The organism is Winogradskyella echinorum (assembly GCF_014297365.1).
GTDB classification, from domain to species: domain Bacteria; phylum Bacteroidota; class Bacteroidia; order Flavobacteriales; family Flavobacteriaceae; genus Winogradskyella; species Winogradskyella echinorum.
In genome coordinates this window covers 908,367-926,889 of record NZ_JACOQD010000002.1, presented here as the reverse complement: position 1 = coordinate 926,889, position 18,523 = coordinate 908,367, and the positions used below count along the sequence as shown (strand labels likewise).

The following is an 18,523-nucleotide window of genomic DNA, read 5'->3' as shown; positions in this document are numbered from 1 at the left end:
AAAACATTGAACAAGTTCAATAAATGATTTGGCAACGATTATTTACTAGCTATTTTTCGTCTAATTTTACTCAAAAATTCATGGCTTATGCCCAAATAAGCGGCAATCTGCAGGTTGGTTAATCGTTGAAAAAGATTGGGGTATTTTTCAATAAAGTCCAAATAACGCTGGTCGGCTGTTTTACTCAAATTGTCAATCATTCTTTGTTGTAAAGCGATATGCGTTTTTTGAGTCATGATTCTAAAGAGTTTTTCTATTTTAGGGATATTGATATAAGCAAACTCTTTGTCTTTTTTTGAAATTAATAATACTTCACTATCCTCTAAGGCTTGTATGTATAGTTGTGATGGTTGCTCATTGGTAAAACTGTCAATATCGGTAATCCACCAATTTTCTTGTGCAAAATAAAGTACTTGTTCAAAGCCATTACTGTCTATATGATATACTCTAAAAAGACCTTTGGTAACAAAACCTTCAAACTTGCAAACCTCTCCTTCACGCATAAGAAAGTGCTTTTTTTGAACTACTTTTTGATTGAATAAATTACAAAAGTTATCTAACTCTTTTTTAGAAAGGGTAATATGGTTTAATATATTTTGTGTTAGTAATTCTGTCATATTCGGAGGAGGATTTTTACATTACGCCCAACGGTCTCGGCTATGAACAATTGCGTGGGTTGGCACGGACTTTTACAAGTACACAACAAGCTGAAAATTCCGCAGAAATTTTCAGGATAAGCCTTGTAATAGCAATTGTTTATAGCCGTTGTTGTGCTTTCGTTATTTTAGTTTAAAATTAATCATTTAGGTGGTTTTTTATGTCTGCTTGCAAAAGTGAAGCTTCCTCAAGTAAATCTTTTGACATTCTTTGCTTAAATGCTATTATTTCTTTCGTTGTTTTTAAAAGACTTAAATAAGCCGAATCAGATTTCAATGCTTCGTAAGAATTCGGAATTGCTGGTTTCAAAAGCCAAGAATAGCTGAATTTCTCAATCATTGTAGGTCTAACACTCAAATTGTGATGGGGATTAACGATTACTTCCTCATTTTTTCTTAAGTAAGGTGAAGAGTAATCATAATATCTAACAATTTTTTTCTGAAGGCTATCACTTGAAATAATATCTAATCCGGTTGATGCCAACTTTTCATAAACCGAAGAATTTGTAATAAGATTTGTAAATAATGAACTTCTCGTGAAATGTTTATTTAGCGAATCGTTATAGGGTAAGTTTTTTTCTAAATGATTTAATAATAAATCAATACTTTCTATGGTTTTTTGAGAGTTTTTTATATTGGATTTTAAATCGAGAATATCCAACTCTATGGCTTCGGACAATTCCGATAAGTATTTTTCTTCAATTTTCACGATTTTCCGATTTTCATTCCAATTATTTACTTGAAGTGCAATTAAAATTCCAATGACAACCAAAATAATCTCTCCGATTGCATAAATCAGATATTTACTAAACTTGTTTTCAGTCAGCAGTTTTTGTCTAATTTTCCTAAAAAATTTTATCATTGGTTAGTTTTACTTTCGTTATTCTTTTAGTGTTTCTAATTCATCATTTATTAATTGTAGCACTCTTTCGGATTTTTCCGTCGCTTGTTTTAGAGGACGCCTTACATACCAATACAATTGATTTTTCAAGCTTTTTAAAAAGAATAGATATTCTTCGTCCTTTTTTAGCTCTTCATAGTTTTTTGGTGTCATTGTCTTATGTTGAAGGTTATCAATATAGTGTGGGTCATCCCAAGTATTCCCCCATAATTCATTGAATCTACTGCTAAAAATATTTTTGCTTGCATCTTCCATAATATTAGCATAGCGATTGATCCTTACATCGAAAGCTCTTTTTGCAAATGAATAGTATGATATAATTTCATTCTTCAAATTATCATTAGAGATAATATTCAAATCAGTCGATGATAGTGTAGCAAAAACTTCTTGGTCAATTTTTGGTGAAAACAAAGCGGTCGTTTGTCTAAAATGAGTCTTTAATGAATCATTATATTCTAAATTTCCCTCCATATGTTTTAGCAAGTAGTAAATAGCTCTATCTGTTTCGTCAAAAGTTTTACTAAAGCCACTTACTTCGTTAAAATCCCCTTTGATGGTTGTCTTAAAATTTTCGAGCATTTTTATTTCTTCAGCTTTTTCTTTACGATATTCATTCTGATTGTTTATTTGAAGAGCAATCAAAATTCCGATAACCACAAGAATAATTTCGCCAATAGCATAAATCAGATACTTACTGAATTTATTTTCCGTTAGCATTTTTTGTCTAATTTTTCTAAAGAATTTTATCATTAGTTAATGGTTGGTTATAATGAAGCCCAACGGTCTCGTATAACCGTCAGTTACGGGTCAATATGCATTAATTTTAGGTTTAGCACTGACGTTAGCAATTCCGAGTGGATTCAGACGTAGTCGAATCTGTCGTAATTGCGGTTATACATTGTTAGCACCAGTTTTTATTTTCCCGATTTGAGACAACTAATTCCCCAAATATTTAATTTACCCAAAGAATAGTCAATCTCAACCGTATTTTGATTAATAACTTTAAATTCATTTCCTTCTTTATAGTTTGAGTCAAAAAGGTCATTTAAATTCAGCGTGTCTTTTTTTCGTTCTGCAAAGTTCAGCAATACAGTTTTTCCATTTCCGCTCCAAGTTCCGTTAAAGTTTATTATGTCAGATTCAGGTTTAGCGTCTTGCATTGGTTCGGGATAAATGCTCATATAAAAATCAAAAGTTCCATTCGGAATTAAAGTCAGCTTTATAAGAGCCAAATCGTTATCTCCACTTAAATAGACAACTATATCGTTAAGCACTAAACTTTCAGGTTTAATAATTTCCGTTTCAGTATTCAATTCCGCATTCTGCGTTTTTTCAGATTTCTTACTTTGGCAAGAAAAGACCATTAAAATTAAAACTAAAAATATTGGTTTTCTCATTGTTGTTCTCAAATTGGTGCTAACGTGTTTGTGTATGATTTCGTTGCGTGTTTCAGCAACCAAATTAGCAAATAAATCACAGATAGAAAGTCCGCGAGGACTTTCGTAAGTAAGCTCTAGCTAGCAATGAATTATACACGGTGTTGTGCATAGGCTTAATTTCTATTGACAGTTATTAATTTTTAAATCAATTTGTTGCATCAGCGCCCATAAATAAATATGGTAATCTTTTATATGATAGCCCCAATCGCTATAATTAGGATGAAATACTTCATTTGCTAAATCGTTAGGGCGCATATCATTAACTTCAGGATTATGAGCTAGACTCAAAGCAACTTTTGTTAATCCGTCTCTTTTATGCCTTACATTATATAAATTATCAAATGCAATGAAGTTATTTCCTGCACTAAGATTATAATTAGCATCTGGTACAATATAATATCTCAATGGTTGTGTTTGCGTATCATAAAAAGAAAAATCTTGAATGAACCAATCTTCACTTTCATTAAAGGTTCTATATACTAAACCCGAATTGATTAAATAGGGATTAAATTGGGGCATTGCATAATCTATTTCTGGTAACGACTGGCTTTCATCAAAACTGGTCCAGTTGTGAACGCATCCACATTCATTAGTTGTAGTACATAAGGGGATATTTTGCCACCAGCCACCTAGATAACTATTTTCAGAAGCGTATAAATAATCCATTCCAGCGAGTGCCGCAGTTATCAGTTTGCTACGCAAATTTTCATCAGAATCAATAACATCTCTAAGTAGCATGGCAAGAAGATACGACCCTTGAGAATGTCCTGCAATAATGATTTTATTACCATTATTATGATTATTTAGATAGTCTAAAAAGGCCGCTTTAATATCACTATAGGATACAGCAATTATAGAAGCTTGTGTTTCCTTATCTGTCTCGGGTCTATAAGTTCTACCTGTTGATTGTCTATATCTAGGGGCAAATAGCCTACCATACTTTGACAATAGTGCACCTTGAGCAACTATGGTACCTGTTATTAATAATTCGGGCTGGTCCTGAATGTCAATATATTCGGGAATCTCATTTTGGGTTAAGACTGTTGGATGAACAAAAAACACATCAATTCCTGTATCTGTATAAGAATTATTTGTAATCGGAATAATATTTTCAATCTGAAGGTTTTCATTTATTACAGCAATATCCAGATTATAATTAGTGAGAAAGGTAGGTTTATTTGGGTGAAATACCCAGTTGTCCATTGAGCTATAGTCTACAGTGGATAATGGAATTTCAATTCTCTGTTCACTTTGAGAAATACTATCATCACTATCCTTTGAACAATTTGCCAGGATTATAAAACAAAACAGTAATATGATATTTCTATACTTCATAAAACAACAGTATTTTAGAGTAACTGTAAGACTTTTTTTAAGATATAAAGTTTAATTTGACTCTGTTTGTTCAGCTTATGCACAACGGTTTTGGCTATGGTTTCGTTACGGAATGGTACGCGAGTATCATTCCGCCGTAACCATAAATTTAGCAAAAAGGCTTGAAATTCCGATTAGGAATTTCAGCCGTAATGAACTATAGCCGTTGTTAGCTTTAGTTTTTTCTAATTTCAAGTTTTTGAAACTCTTCTTCTGTAATTCTCAATTTAAGAAATTCCAAAGCACCTAAACTTAGTTCTTCTATTATTTTTATTCGATAATCTCCAATATTACATTCTGTGTTGGATTGTGGAATACTCAGACATTCTTCATTTTCGCTATTATTGTAGTAAAGCAAAAAATATGGTTGGTGTGAAATCCAACCTTCACACATATCATTTAATTCTTTATTTGTATTCAACTTTTTACCATTCAAGAATTCAATCGTTTTGAAATTTTGGTCCGTAATTAATGAAGATTTAGTCGTTTCGTAAAGTTCATTATCGGTTTTATTAATCTTAATTTCTATCCCGCTAATCTCATTCTCTTGCTTCCAAAGAATCTTAGCATATCCTGCTTCAGTTCCAGCAGAATAATGAGTGAGTGAGATAAAATTTTGAGCTCCATTATTCTTCAAACTATCGATAATTGATTTTGTTTCTTTCAGAATTTTCCCTCCATATTCGTTCTCACAAAAAGTCGCTAGTTCTTGAGCACTTGCAAGAAGAGATAAATTCAGAAATAATAATAGAGTTTTGATTTTCATAAAATTAAAGCTAACGGTTTTGTATAAGATTAGTTGCGTGGTTTAGCAACGAATTTAGTAAATACAAACCGAATAGAAAATCCGTTAGGATTTTCGTAAGTAGGCTCGTACCAAGCAATTAATTTTATACGTTGTTAGCACACGTTTTTTATTTTATCAGTCCAGAAACATTTTTCCATTCAAGGTCTTTTTCCATTGTAAAATTTACTCGTCTTTTTTTCTGAACTTGGTCAAAAAATATATTCGTTTTTTCTTGGTCAAATTTTGGTTCTTGAACGTAAAAAATTATATCTCGAAATCCATTTTGAGTTACACGTCCGATAAAATGAGTTTTATGTTTTTCCGAAATAAATTTTTCAATTTCATCTTCCAATTCATTTAGTATTTGTGCTTCACTTTCAGTTGGCATTTTTCTGTCGTCAATGTCCACAAGTTCCAAAGTCACTTGAATCCACCAAGGGAAGTATTTTTTATTAGGATAATTGTCGTAAGATTTATTGATATTAGAAAATCCAAAGAATCCATTATCATCACTTATTTCAGCAACCTCAAACAATTCGCCAGGATAAATCGGTTCTGTCGGTCCGTAAGTTTTGGGTTCTTTTTTTGAAAATAATTTCTTAAACATCTTGTTTGGGTTAAATGTGTGCTAACGTGTTTGTGTATGGTTAGTTGCGTGGTTAAGCAACTAAATTAGCAAACTTTTACGAACCTGTGAATATTCCGAAGGAATATTCGCAAGTAGGCTAGAATGAAGCAATTAAATATACACGGTGTTACCACACGTTTTTTATTCGGTTACTATTTTAATTCAGTTTTTTATTTTCTAAAATGTCAAATCCAAAAAGTCCTTGTCGAATTTCCAATTCCACATTATTGTAGAAGTTCCTTTTTTCATAAAATTCAGATGAAAAGACTAATTCTTTTATTTTTCCATTATAATTAATCCTAAACGTTGGTGTTCGGACGTCAATTCTATATTTTCCTCCAGAAGCTAGTGAGGAAGTCCGAATAATCTCATACGATTCAGTTCTTGTATTTTGGTCAGCGAAATAATAATTCGATAACATAAAGATTGAGCAAGCAATAAATCCAAATCCGATTACATAATGCATTGCGGAATAGAGGTAAAGTCCAATTCCATTATATTCATAAGTGCTCTTATAATTCTTAAAATCGAGAATAAATGCAATTATTCCAACAACCATTATAATTCCGATTGGAATCATCAAATTGATAATTGTTTCTCTGTAAATATTAATTTCCCAAATAATTAAAATTGCTCCTAGAAAGAAAATTACTGGGTAGAATATTTTACGTTGTTTTTGCGTCATTCTCAAATGTGTGGTAACGTTGATGTGTATGGTTAGTTGCGTGGTTAAGCAACTAATTTAGTAAACAAATACGAACCCGAGAAAATTCCGAAGGAATTTTCCAAATAAGCACTTGCCAAAGCAATTAATTATACACGGTGTTGTACGCTGGCTTTATTCCGTTTTAATTTCGGCAAGAACTAACTTGTCAAGTTTTAATTCCACTATTTTATAAACCGTTCCTTGTCGATTAATTGGTTCAGTTGTGGTTATTATCCACTCACCTTTATTCAGACTCCATTTTCCACTGTAATTATGAGTCCGAAGCATAGTGTCATTTCCACAAGGTGCTGAATATCTATTTCGAAATTCTCCGTTTTTCAATATTTCAATACTTAATCCGTATTTGTGTTCAGTTGTTACTTTCTTTTCAAAAGTCAATTCAAGTTTGCCTCGATTATATTTTGGATACCATTCTCCAATCAAATCATTAGCATTAAATTCAGTTAATTCATTTTCTTGTCCAAAACTCAATTGGAAACCAAATAGAATTGTCAAAGTCAGTAACAAGATTTTATTTTTCATAATGCTTTTTTTAGCTTGCGTACAACGGTTTGTGTATGGAAAGTTGCGGTTTTGTGACCGAGGATTTTCCGCAGGAAAATCAGACGTAACAAAATTGCAACTGCCTTTGGTTAAGCACTAAAATAGCAATTTTTTATACACGTTGTTACCCAACGTTTTTATTATTCATACAGTTCATTAATTGTAATATTCTTTTTGTTTTTTAGATAATTGCTAACGAGTTTATTGTAGCAATTCAGATTGTCATAAACCATACATCCAAGGTCAAAATTTTCTATTCTGTATTCTTTTATGTTTTCCGATAAATTTCCCGAGCCGACTAATCCGCTCGAAAAATATTTAAGTTCATTATTTACTAAATCAGTCGTAAATCGGTCAGTTATTTTTTCGCAATCCAATTCGTGATATTCAGTCAATATTTTTTCAGTCCTTTTCATTCCAAAATAGTCCAAAGTCAGTTGAGTTGTTAGAGTCACAAATACAATTCCAATTCCGAGTGCTGTTAAATTCAAGAATTTGCTTTTTATCTTTAAATTCTTTGGTAGAAAAATAAATGTGATTAATAAAACCGCCAATATTGCTGGAAAGTAAAATTCTTGATAGAAAAACTCGTACATTTTACTGTAACTAAAAATCCCTAATCCAATTCCAATTAGAGTTAAAGTCAGAATTATGTTTTTCAGTTTAGCGTGCATTTTTGGTCAAATGTTGGGTAACGTGTTTGTGTATGGTTAGTTGCGTGTTTCAGCAACTAATTTAGCAAACATTTACGAGCCAGAGAAAATTCCTCAGGAATTTTCGTAAGTAGATCTGAACCAAGCAATTAATTATACACGGTGTTGTGCCTAGTTTTTATTTTATAAATATCACAAATGAAATTCTAACACTTTTATTCTAACTCTTGTGTATATTCAGCAAATATGTCTTCTAGCTCTTCCCTCGGATGAAAACCTGTTTCTACCCTTGAATGCAAAAACAAATTATCTACATAAGTTACTTCAGAAAGCGAATGTGGCAAATCCTTAATAGAGACTTGCTCATTAAGTTCATTAATTGGCACAGCAGTGTATTCTCCATCTTCTATTTCTCTATAAACATAATCAGACCTTGTCAGCACATAAATAGATTGCCTATCTTTTGAAAATCCACTTTTAACTATTACATAATCTCCATTATGATTTCTAAAAAAAGGCATTCCCACTTTTAAATTCTCAAAGTATGTTGCCAATGGATTTCCTTTAATAATTTGTGGTGTACATGGAAATTCGTTTGGTTTATCATTATGAAAAACAATGCGTTGCGCTGCATTAGGTGTTTTAGATATTATGTAATTGGGTTGAGTAGTAGATTGGGTTTTAGTAATTTCCTGATTAAATATCCATTCTCCTAATTGTCCTCCAGATGGAATTTTACCTTCTTTAGCCCAATTTAATAAGTTGTTTCTAGTATTATCAGATTCTTCTTTTGTAACCGTTCTCATCCAATCGAAATTTTGTTCAAGTTCACCATCTATTGGATTAGAGGGATTTGTAAGGAAGTTATCAATACTTCCATACTTAAAAATTATTCTAGATAAAGTGATTGGATTTAGTAAGATGTTTTCCAATCTAGTTATCCATCTTAAGTTTTCAGGTCTATTATTTTTTTTGTTAGTGTCAATATGGTCAACAATATGTTTTTCAGAAGGTTGTTTTCCATGAAAAGCTGTTGCAACAATCCTATGTACTGTTTCTGATGAAAAGTTCATGTAACCTTTCTGATTACATGGATTTCCAAAAGTCCATTTTTCGTCTAAAGGTCTTTTTCTTTTGTTAGGTTTTTGTAGTCTAAAAATAGAACCATTGTCTCTTACATGATAAGTTTCGCCACGATATTCGCAGGTTCTTTCAGATTCATATATGTTTAAAATATTGTCCAAATTTTTCCCTTTAGGTCTTGGTTGTCAAATTAGGCACAACGGCGATGTGTATGGTTAGTTGCGTGTTTCAGCAACTAAGTTAGCAAACAAATCACAGATAGAAAATTCCAGCGGAATTTTCGTAAGTCGGCAGTGAACCAAGCAATTAATTATACACGTTGTTGTGCACTGTTTTTATTTATCAAATACTGTTTAGCATCTCTAAAATTCAATTCCATTTCGTCCGCACCACGTCCAGATCGATTTTTATTAAATGCTGGTTCGTCAAGTCGGTCTAGTCCGATTAATATTTGAAAAACCGCAATTCCATTTTCGTTTTCTAATTCCTTACGCAACCATTTCTTATATTCCGCAATCAAATTTTGATTGCAAATTTTTGATAAAGCCCAATATCCGCTAACTCGTTCATCTTCGTTTTTATAAATTCCAGAGTTAAGTCCGTTAACAATTATCTGTTCTAATTCAGACGATTCAAAGTTTTTAAATTTCGATTCTGCAATTATTCCTTTTTCAAAATCCGAGTGAGTATTTCCGTTCTCCTTTTCGAAAATAAAAGCAACTTCTGTAAACTGTTCATTAGTTAATTTCATTCCTGTTTTCAATTAAGCTTAATGGTTTCCTCAAATAGTGCACAACGGTTTTGTGTATGGTTAGTTGCGTGTTTAAGCAACTAATTTAGTAAACAAAAACGAACGCGAGAAAATTCCGAAGGAATTTTCCAAATAAACACTTGCCAAAGCAATTAATTATACACGTTGTTGTACCACGTATTTTTTAAGAAATCCAAGTTCCTTTTATTTTATCAATTACCCAATTTCCATTTTCGTCTTTTCGAATAAAAACTCGACAACCACTTCCATTCAGACGACCTTTTACGAAACCTGTATTCAGCACTCCGAAAGATTTTGTTTTGTCAAATAAAATTCGAGTAATTGACATTGAACCTCGAAAATTAAAATCATATTTAGTTGTCCAAAATTCACGTCTTTCTGGAAATTCAGATAATGGTTTAAATCTTAATTTTTTATTATCCGACTTTAGATTGTCAAAGTCCACTTTAAATCCGCTATTCAATTCAAAGTCTTTAGAGTCAACTACAAGTTTTTGGTCATTGAAATGATTAATTAGCTCATGCATATCTTCTCTTTCAAATTGGTTTATTGAATCAGGAAAAGATATGTAAATGAGAGTAGTGTCATTAATTATCGAATCTCTTCTTTTTTTCCAGTCATTTAATCTATTTCGATAATCATCTGACTTTTCCCAATTTTCAAGTGCTTTATTATAGTCATTTTCAGCATCAAACCCTTTTTCGGTCAGATAATTTGGTGAAGGTGGTGGTGGCGTTGGAATTAGTCGAATGTCATTATACATTTTGTCCGAAAGTTCAGGAAATAATTCGTAGAACACCTTTTGTTCAAATTCCAATTCAGTTAGTTCGGTTTTCTGCACACAATTAATTAGAGTGAAAGAAACCATTATTAAAATCAGTATTTGAGATGGTTTGGTCATATGTGGTACAACTCGTTATATAAGGACATATGTTCCTCTTATCCGGTTTTATGTTCTGGATATGGTGAATATATGTTCACGTTTATCGTATTTTAAAATTACTAAAATTAAGTATTGTTTATAACCAAATTTCAGAAATTTTTGTTTCTAGTAGAATTGAGAATTAATAGCATCTTATATACTACATACCATCATCTGCTAATGGCGAAATCATAATATGTGCTCTATGTGTTCCAGGATTCATAATCCATGGATGATTAGAGGCTGCTGGTGCTTCTGGTAAACCTGTAGAAGCAGATGTTGCATAAGGCATATAAACCACATAACGGAGTTTGGCTCCATCTACTTTAGAGGTTTTAGGATTATACAATACGTTTTTACCGTAGTAGATGTGCAAGGTGGCACCAGTTGGTATATTAAGCTTACCCGCTTTTACCTCTGCTTCTCGGATATCAAAAATTTCTTGGTGTTTCTTTCCTTCTGCTTTTAAAGTTCTCCCTCTAGCCATAAATGGTTCTAGATCTTTATGATAACATGCGGCACTAAAACCTTCTTTATTAGGGTCGTCGGCAAGTACAATAAATTCGTTATTTCCTTCTTTTAAGGTTACAAATTCACCTGCCAAATTATACCCAATAACTTTACAGTTTGCTCTACTTGCTTCTGGAGCAGCCATTAAAGCAGTTGCAATTAATGCGTCGTTAGAATCTATAGGTTTTAAATTTTTATCGATTTGGTTTATTGTAGTGTCCGCTTCTGAGGTTTCTTCAATGGTGGTGGTTGTTTTGTCCGATGAGTTACAAGACATTAAAATACCGGCAAAGGCAAGTGCTGTGATGATATAATTTTTCATGTTATTTTCTTAGTGTTTTGTGTAATGTGAGTTTGTATAAGTCTATGCTTTGTATAACTATTTGATTTTAAAGTTACTAAAAATGACGCACTTAAATTGATTACAATACATAATTAACAAATGGTTCTGCATTGTATGACACATAAAAAAAATCCTGATGGGTTGCATCAGGATTTTTAGTTTTTAGTTTCTGAAACAATTTCAGAATAACAAATTTATGTTTTTGGGTCTTATTCTGAAATCCTTAAACAAGTTTAGGATGACAAAATCAATGGTTTTGCTAATCGTTAACCAAAACCCATTCTCCTTTATCAATTAAAGGAATGGCTTGTTTATATTTTACGGTTTTGTTTTCTCCGCTCATTACATGTTTAATAGTTACTTTATCGTTACGTCCAATTTTTGGTTGCTCTCTAACAATTGTTTCTACTACTTGTTGTTGACGAGAAGCACCTTCACCAGCTTGTCTGCTTTGTGCAGCACGTTCATCCATATTAGGAATTTCGTCTTTTTGAGTTTCTAATTTCTCTTTTTTACGTGCTCTAGCTTCTTGTATAGTGTTTGCAGTTTCTTGCGGAATTTCACCTTTAAATAAGAATGAAATAACATCTTTATTTACTTGGTCTATCATAGCTTTAAATAGCTCAAAAGACTCAAACTTATAGATTAACAATGGGTCTTTTTGCTCGTGAACCGCTAACTGAACCGATTGCTTTAACTCATCCATTTTACGTAAATGTACTTTCCAAGCATCATCAACAATAGCCAAAGTAATGTTCTTTTCAAAATCATTAATTAACTGTGTTCCTTTGGTTTCGTAAGCTTTTTCTAAGTCCGTTACAACTTGAAGATTCTTTACACCATCTGTAAATGGAACAACGATTCGTTTAAATTTATCTCGTTGTGTATTGTATACATTTTCAATAACAGGAAATGCTAAATCTGCAGCGCGTTGCATTTTTTCTCTGTAGTGCTTAAAAGCAGCTTTATAAATAACACCTGCAATTTCTTGTGCTCCCATTTTGCTGAATTCTGCTTCAGTTATAGGAGAGGACATTGAGAAATAACGGATTAATTCAAACTCAAAGTTTTTATAGTCGTTGGCGTCCTTATTGTTGTTTGCAATACCTTCTGAGGTATCGTAAATCATGTTGGCTAAATCTACTCTTAGACGTTCTCCATGTAAAGCATTACGACGACGTTTGTAAACAACCTCACGTTGTGCATTCATTACATCATCATATTCTAGTAAACGCTTACGCACACCAAAGTTATTTTCTTCTACTTTTTTCTGTGCACGCTCAATAGATTTAGAAATCATACTGTGTTGTATCACTTCACCTTCTTTAAGTCCCATTCTATCCATCATCTTTGCAATACGCTCCGAACCGAATAGGCGCATTAAGTTATCTTCTAAAGACACATAAAATTGTGAACTTCCTGGATCTCCTTGACGACCAGCTCTACCACGTAACTGTCTGTCTACACGACGCGAATCGTGACGCTCTGTACCTACAATGGCTAAACCACCTGCGGCTTTTACTTCATCACTCAATTTAATATCTGTACCACGACCAGCCATGTTCGTAGCAATGGTTACTTGGCCTGCATTACCAGCTTGTGCAACAATTTCAGCTTCTTTTTTATGTTGTTTTGCATTTAAAACATTATGATCTATTTTACGTATGCTCAACATTTTACCTAAAAGCTCAGAAATTTCTACGTTGGTTGTACCAATAAGTACAGGACGACCAGCATTAGAAAGAGTTACAACTTCATCAATTACGGCATTATATTTTTCGCGTTTAGTTTTGTAAACTAAATCGTCTCTATCGTCTCTTGCAATAGGTCTGTTGGTAGGAATTTCAACAACATCTAACTTGTAGATTTCCCAGAATTCGCCTGCTTCTGTAACCGCAGTACCTGTCATACCAGATAATTTACGGTACATTCTAAAATAATTTTGAAGTGTTACTGTTGCGAATGTTTGAGTAGCCGCTTCAATTTTCACATTTTCTTTTGCTTCAATCGCTTGGTGCAATCCGTCCGAGTAACGACGACCATCCATAATACGACCCGTTTGCTCATCTACAATCATTACTTTGTTGTCCATAACAACATACTGATTGTCTTTTTCGAATAAGGCGTATGCTTTTAATAATTGATTGAGGGTATGGATACGTTCCGATTTAATTCCGAAGTCTCTAAATAAATCTTCTTTAAGATTTGCTTCTTCTTCAGAGGATAAGCCCATCGCTTCAATTTTTGCGATTTCGGTTCCCATTTCTGGCATAACGAAGAAGTTTGGATCGTCTTCTCCAGAAAGGAATTCTATACCTTTATCAGATAATTCTACCTGATTGTTTTTTTCGTCAATAACATAATAGAGTTCTGCATCTACTTTAGGCATTTCTCTATTGTTGTCCTGCATGTAGAAGTTTTCCGTTTTTTGAAGCAATTGCTTAATTCCTTCTTCAGATAAAAACTTAATTAATGCTTTATTTTTAGGAATACCTCTGTAGGCTCTTAATAATTGAAAACCACCTTCTTTTGTATCTCCTGCAGCAATTAGTTTTTTAGCTTCTGCTAAAACACCTACTAAATATTTACGTTGTACTTCTTCAATTTGTTGCACTTTTGGTTTTAAGGCATCAAACTCGTGTTCGTCTCCTTTTGGAACTGGACCAGATATAATTAACGGTGTACGTGCATCATCAACTAATACAGAATCCACCTCATCTACTATAGCGTAGTGGTGTGGACGTTGCACTAAATCTTCTGGCGAATGTGCCATATTATCACGTAGATAATCGAAACCAAATTCGTTATTGGTTCCGTAAGTGATATCTGCGTTATAAGCCTTACGACGTGCATCTGAGTTTGGTGTGTGGTAATCTATACAATCTACACTAAGTCCATGGAATTCAAATATTGGAGCCATCCATGCGCTATCTCGTTTGGCAAGATAATCGTTTACCGTAACAAGGTGTACTCCTTTACCAGCTAAAGCATTAAGATATACAGGTAGTGTTGCCACCAACGTTTTACCTTCACCAGTTTGCATCTCAGCAATTTTACCTTGGTGCATTGCTACACCACCAATTAACTGTACATCGTAGTGAATCATGTCCCAAGTAATTGGCTTACCGGCAGCATCCCAAGAGTTTGCCCAAATAGCTTGGTCACCTTCTAGAGTTACATAGTCGTGTTCGCCCGATATCTCACGGTCAAAAGCATTTGCGGTTACTGAAATCTGTGTGTTGTGTACAAAACGTTTTGCAGTTTCTTTAACTACGGCAAAAGCTTCGGGTAAAATATCATTTAAAACATCTTCAGTAACATCGTAAATTTCATCTTCAATTTTATCGATCTCTACATAGATATCTTCGCGCTCATCGATATCTTCAGTAACTTCTGCTTTGGTTAAAAGATCTTCTTTTTTATCTTGAAGTGGTTTTCTGGCTTCAGCAATTTTTGCTTTAAACTCAATTGTTTTAGCTCTAAGTTCGTCGTGAGATAAAGCCTCGAGTGCGGCTTCAAAAGTTTTAATTTTATTTACAATTGGTGTAATAGCACTTACATCTTGTTTGGATTTATCTCCAACAAAAACTTTAAGTACTTTATCTAATATTCCCATGTTATATATTTTGGTCAGGTTGGTTAAGGTAACCTGTGTTTTGTTTAATGATTCTAATCTGTCGAATTGAGCGTAGTACAATAACTATGTACAATACAACAGATGTTGTATGCTTGTAAAAAGCATCCGAAAATAAAAAAAGTCTCTTAGTTAAGGTAACGCAAGAGACTTTTTTGTGATAATTTTATATGTTAATATTCATCCTCATTCCAGAGGTAATCTTCGTCGGTTGGATAGTCTGGCCAAATTTCTTCAATAGAGTCGTAAGAATCTCCTTCATCTTCTATCGCTTGTAAATTTTCAACAACTTCTAATGGTGCTCCTGTTCTAATTGCGTAGTCAATAAGCTCATCTTTGGTTGCTGGCCAAGGCGCATCACTTAAATAAGATGCTAATTCTAATGTCCAATACATATTTGCGTGTGTAATTTAATTTTTGCAAAAATAATTTTTTAGTTGAATAATTCAAGAAAAAATCAAATTAATTAGCTTGTTTAATAAATATTTTAATTTATCGGTCTTGCTAAACATTTATATCTGAGTGTTTTGAATCAATCAAAGCTCCCTTATAAATGTTATGTCATTAATTGAAAGAACGTGTAATCGTCAACTTTTGCTTCGGACTAAGTATTGCAATTATAATCCAAATCTGAGTAAAAAAAATGTCTTATGATTCTTTATTAGGAATCCATTTTATTTCTTCAGCTTGTAAATCATGTGACAACTTCCGTGCCAATACAAAAAGGTAGTCAGAAAGTCTATTGATGTACATTAAAGTTTCGGGCTGAAATGGTTCTAGGTCGTTGAGATGCGACGCCAAACGCTCGGCTCTCCGGCAAACAGTACGTGCGATGTGACAGAATGACACCGTTTGATGACCTCCTGGTAAAACAAAGTGCGTCATCGGTGGTAAACTGTCTTCCATGTTATCCATTTCCTTTTCTAAACGCTCAATATCCTCATTAGAAATTTTAGGAATGTTTAATCGGTCTTTGCCATTTTTTAATGTTGCTTTTTCTGGGTCTGTTGCCAAGATAGCACCAACAGTAAATAGCCGATCTTGTATGTGCATTAGTGTGTTCTTATACAGTTGGTCTATATCTTGATCTCTTATTAAACCAATATGCGAGTTAAGCTCATCAATGGTTCCGTAGCTTTCTATGCGAATATGATGCTTTGGTACACGTGTGCCACCAAATAGGGCAGTAGTACCTTTATCTCCTGTTTTTGTGTAGACTTTCATGCTAACAAAGTTAATGAATATGGTTTGAAGTTAGTAGCTAGAAGTTTGAAGTTTTTCTCGTAAAGTCGTAGAGACGCAAAGATTTAAAACTGTAATAGAGGATATGTTGATTGGGTTTTTTAATAAATTGACTATAATAATCTTAAATCTGCATTCTTCGATTATATTACCCAAGAAGAACATATGAAATGAGATATGAATTTTAATAAGATTTTTCTTTACTAAAAAATGATTTCAAATTTCTTATTAAACTATCTTTAATGATTTCAATGTTATTTTTCTCGCAAAATGATTTAAAGTTATCGAGTTTTTCTGATTTGATTTCAACTCTTACATCTTTCCCAGAATCAAAAGTTAACATGTAATCATTTGGTTGTATGTTTGAGATTTTTATGTGTTTAACATCAGTTAATTCTATATATTCGGATTTATCGTGAAGTTTAATAATGAACTTATTGTCTATACATTCAAGTTTACCTACTCTTTTAAAAATCTTGTGGCTAAATGAATTTCCCAGAAGAAAAAGACAAATTAGACCAAATAATAAGGTTTTAATAGAATTTGGCAATTCTACTAATTGAAAAATACTTAAAAGATTAATTATACAAAGTGAAAAAATAGACCATCTCCAAAAATTAGAATATTTATTCTTAGAACTAAAATAATCATCTAAAATATCTAAAGTCATATAGTTATATCTAAGATAGCAAGTTGAAAGTAGTTTTAAGAATAGTTTAGTAATGGTTTTTATACTTTCTAATCACTAATCACTAATCACTAATCACTAATCATTAAAAGTATCACTTTCAATGACACCATCTCGCAAACGTATAACACGTTTGGCATGTGCAGCGATATCTTCTTCGTGGGTTACCATAATTACAGTGTTTCCTGAAGCATGAATTTGATCGAATAGTGCCATGATTTCAGTTCCTGTTTTAGAGTCTAAGTTTCCTGTAGGTTCATCTGCTAAGATAATAGAAGGCTTATTTACTAAAGCTCTACCTACTGCTACTCGCTGACGTTGACCTCCAGAAAGTTGGTTGGGTTTATGATCCATTCGGTCTGCTAAACCTACATCTGTAAGTACTTCAGTGGCTCTTTCTACACGCTGTTTTTTAGAGGCGCCTGCATATACCATTGGCAATGCTACATTATCTAAAGCAGTCGTTCTCGGCAGTAAGTTAAAGGTTTGAAATACAAATCCAATTTCGGTATTTCTAATATCAGCTAACTCATCATCAGACATTTTACTTACATCTTTTCCATTTAAATTATAGCTGCCGTCAGTTGGTGTATCTAAACAACCTAGCAAATTCATTAAGGTAGATTTACCAGAACCAGAAGGTCCCATTATAGCAACATATTCGCCACGTTTTATATCTAAATCTATACCCTTTAAAACATGAACAATTTCTTGTCCTAATTTAAAATCTCTAATGATACCTCTAATCTCAATGACGTTGTCACTCATAATCAAATAGTCTTGGTTGCTTAAATTTTCCTGCAAGATACAGGATTTTACAGTTAATAAGACGTTAAAGTAGTTAGGTTGTTACACTCTTATTTTAAAATGTTCTTTGGCTTGTTCTTTTCTAAAAAACACAAAGCCTAAATTAAAACAATCTACGGTTACAGTTACAGATTTGTGGTTTTTAATATAATCCCAAGCTTCTGTCATGCCTTTAGACCAATAAATGTCGTCGAAAACAAAAATAGTTTCATTGTTTGCAGTAGGTAAAAGAGACTCGAAATATTGAATTGTGGCTGTTTTATTATGATGCCCATCAAAGAAAATGAGATCGTAATTGTTATGGCTTAAATTCGGTAGTTTATGTTTAAACTCGCCAGTTTCTACAATTACATTTTCAACTTTAAAACGCTTAAGTTGTTGTTGTGCATACAATGCTGTTTTTGGGCAACCTTCTATGGTAGTAATTTGGTTTTTAGAATAACCTAAAGCCATAGCATGAGTCGCTAACCCAAGCGACGTACCTAACTCTAAAATGTTTTTTGGCTTGAAATATTGAGCTAGCCGATAAAATAATTTTGCTCGTTTTATTGGAGTGCCAGCGTTTTTGGTAATTGCACTAGTAGTTCTTGTATTAGATTTGAAAACTTTTGAACCTGAACCAAAGTCAGTAAATTCTATTATATCATTGTTTTTTATTAAAGCATTTCTATAGGCTACAAGTTTTGAATAGTCCTGATATTTTTTTTTGTCATAGAGACATTTGGTTACAAATTGATATACAAAAGGAGAGTGGACACCATGTTGATTGGTTGAACTAAATAAAAACTTTATGTATGCTATTACTTGATACATT

At 32.8% G+C, this 18,523-nt stretch carries 20 protein-coding genes; all 20 read right to left on the bottom strand.

All coding sequences use genetic code 11. The features are described 5' to 3' along the window. Positions 1–38: 38 nt before the first annotated feature. Positions 39–617: a Crp/Fnr family transcriptional regulator gene (locus tag H8K90_RS11360; protein WP_186846074.1), complete on the bottom strand. Its 579-nt coding sequence runs from the start codon at positions 615–617 to the stop codon at positions 39–41. Between the two features lie 178 nt (positions 618–795). Next, positions 796–1,518, bottom strand: a complete 723-nt coding sequence (locus H8K90_RS11355; protein ID WP_186846073.1) for a DUF6090 family protein — start codon at positions 1,516–1,518, stop codon at positions 796–798. An 18-nt stretch (positions 1,519–1,536) separates the two neighbouring features. Next, a complete protein-coding gene (locus tag H8K90_RS11350) occupies positions 1,537–2,307 on the bottom strand; it encodes a DUF6090 family protein (protein WP_186846202.1) in 771 nt (256 codons plus the stop codon). A gap of 164 nt (positions 2,308–2,471) precedes the next feature. Continuing rightward, positions 2,472–2,954, bottom strand: a complete 483-nt coding sequence (locus tag H8K90_RS11345; protein ID WP_186846072.1) for a hypothetical protein — start codon at positions 2,952–2,954, stop codon at positions 2,472–2,474. Between the two features lie 162 nt (positions 2,955–3,116). After that, on the bottom strand, positions 3,117–4,331 hold the full coding sequence (locus H8K90_RS11340; protein WP_186846071.1) for a DUF3089 domain-containing protein: 1,215 nt from the start codon (positions 4,329–4,331) through the stop codon (positions 3,117–3,119). A gap of 214 nt (positions 4,332–4,545) precedes the next feature. Continuing rightward, positions 4,546–5,136, bottom strand: coding sequence for a hypothetical protein (locus H8K90_RS11335; RefSeq protein WP_186846070.1), 591 nt, complete (start codon positions 5,134–5,136; stop codon positions 4,546–4,548). A 148-nt stretch (positions 5,137–5,284) separates the two neighbouring features. Beyond that, positions 5,285–5,764, bottom strand: coding sequence for a DUF695 domain-containing protein (locus H8K90_RS11330; protein WP_186846069.1), 480 nt, complete (start codon positions 5,762–5,764; stop codon positions 5,285–5,287). A gap of 178 nt (positions 5,765–5,942) precedes the next feature. After that, entirely contained in the window at positions 5,943–6,470 is a 528-nt protein-coding gene (locus H8K90_RS11325) for a hypothetical protein (RefSeq protein WP_186846068.1), read from the bottom strand. Positions 6,471–6,623: 153 nt separating this feature from the next. After that, on the bottom strand, positions 6,624–7,034 hold the full coding sequence (locus H8K90_RS11320; protein ID WP_186846067.1) for a lipocalin family protein: 411 nt from the start codon (positions 7,032–7,034) through the stop codon (positions 6,624–6,626). A gap of 161 nt (positions 7,035–7,195) precedes the next feature. After that, complete coding sequence (locus tag H8K90_RS11315) at positions 7,196–7,546, bottom strand: hypothetical protein (RefSeq protein WP_186846066.1); 351 nt, start codon at positions 7,544–7,546, stop codon at positions 7,196–7,198. Positions 7,547–7,923: 377 nt separating this feature from the next. After that, positions 7,924–8,952, bottom strand: a complete 1,029-nt coding sequence (locus H8K90_RS11310) for an HNH endonuclease signature motif containing protein (RefSeq protein ID WP_186846065.1) — start codon at positions 8,950–8,952, stop codon at positions 7,924–7,926. A gap of 149 nt (positions 8,953–9,101) precedes the next feature. Next, entirely contained in the window at positions 9,102–9,542 is a 441-nt protein-coding gene (locus tag H8K90_RS11305) for a hypothetical protein (RefSeq protein ID WP_186846064.1), read from the bottom strand. 184 nt (positions 9,543–9,726) lie between these two features. Then, the gene (locus H8K90_RS11300) at positions 9,727–10,464 is read right to left on the bottom strand and encodes a hypothetical protein (protein WP_186846063.1); all 738 of its coding nucleotides are present in this window, start codon (positions 10,462–10,464) and stop codon (positions 9,727–9,729) included. Positions 10,465–10,645: 181 nt separating this feature from the next. Beyond that, complete coding sequence (locus H8K90_RS11295; RefSeq protein WP_186846062.1) at positions 10,646–11,317, bottom strand: hypothetical protein; 672 nt, start codon at positions 11,315–11,317, stop codon at positions 10,646–10,648. A gap of 280 nt (positions 11,318–11,597) precedes the next feature. Then, entirely contained in the window at positions 11,598–14,954 is a 3,357-nt protein-coding gene (gene secA / locus H8K90_RS11290) for a preprotein translocase subunit SecA (protein WP_186846061.1), read from the bottom strand. A 191-nt stretch (positions 14,955–15,145) separates the two neighbouring features. After that, positions 15,146–15,367, bottom strand: a complete 222-nt coding sequence (locus H8K90_RS11285) for a DUF2795 domain-containing protein (protein ID WP_008272287.1) — start codon at positions 15,365–15,367, stop codon at positions 15,146–15,148. A 253-nt stretch (positions 15,368–15,620) separates the two neighbouring features. Further along, positions 15,621–16,196: a cob(I)yrinic acid a,c-diamide adenosyltransferase gene (locus tag H8K90_RS11280; protein ID WP_186846060.1), complete on the bottom strand. Its 576-nt coding sequence runs from the start codon at positions 16,194–16,196 to the stop codon at positions 15,621–15,623. A 202-nt stretch (positions 16,197–16,398) separates the two neighbouring features. Beyond that, positions 16,399–16,884 carry a hypothetical protein gene (locus H8K90_RS11275; protein WP_186846059.1) on the bottom strand — a complete coding sequence of 162 codons (486 nt, stop codon included), beginning with the start codon at positions 16,882–16,884 and terminating at the stop codon, positions 16,399–16,401. 96 nt (positions 16,885–16,980) lie between these two features. Continuing rightward, a complete protein-coding gene (locus H8K90_RS11270; protein ID WP_186846058.1) occupies positions 16,981–17,670 on the bottom strand; it encodes an ABC transporter ATP-binding protein in 690 nt (229 codons plus the stop codon). A gap of 81 nt (positions 17,671–17,751) precedes the next feature. After that, positions 17,752–18,522 (bottom strand): O-methyltransferase, encoded by a 771-nt coding sequence (locus tag H8K90_RS11265; protein WP_186846057.1) that lies wholly within the window; start codon positions 18,520–18,522, stop codon positions 17,752–17,754. Between the last annotated feature and the right edge of the window lies 1 nt (position 18,523).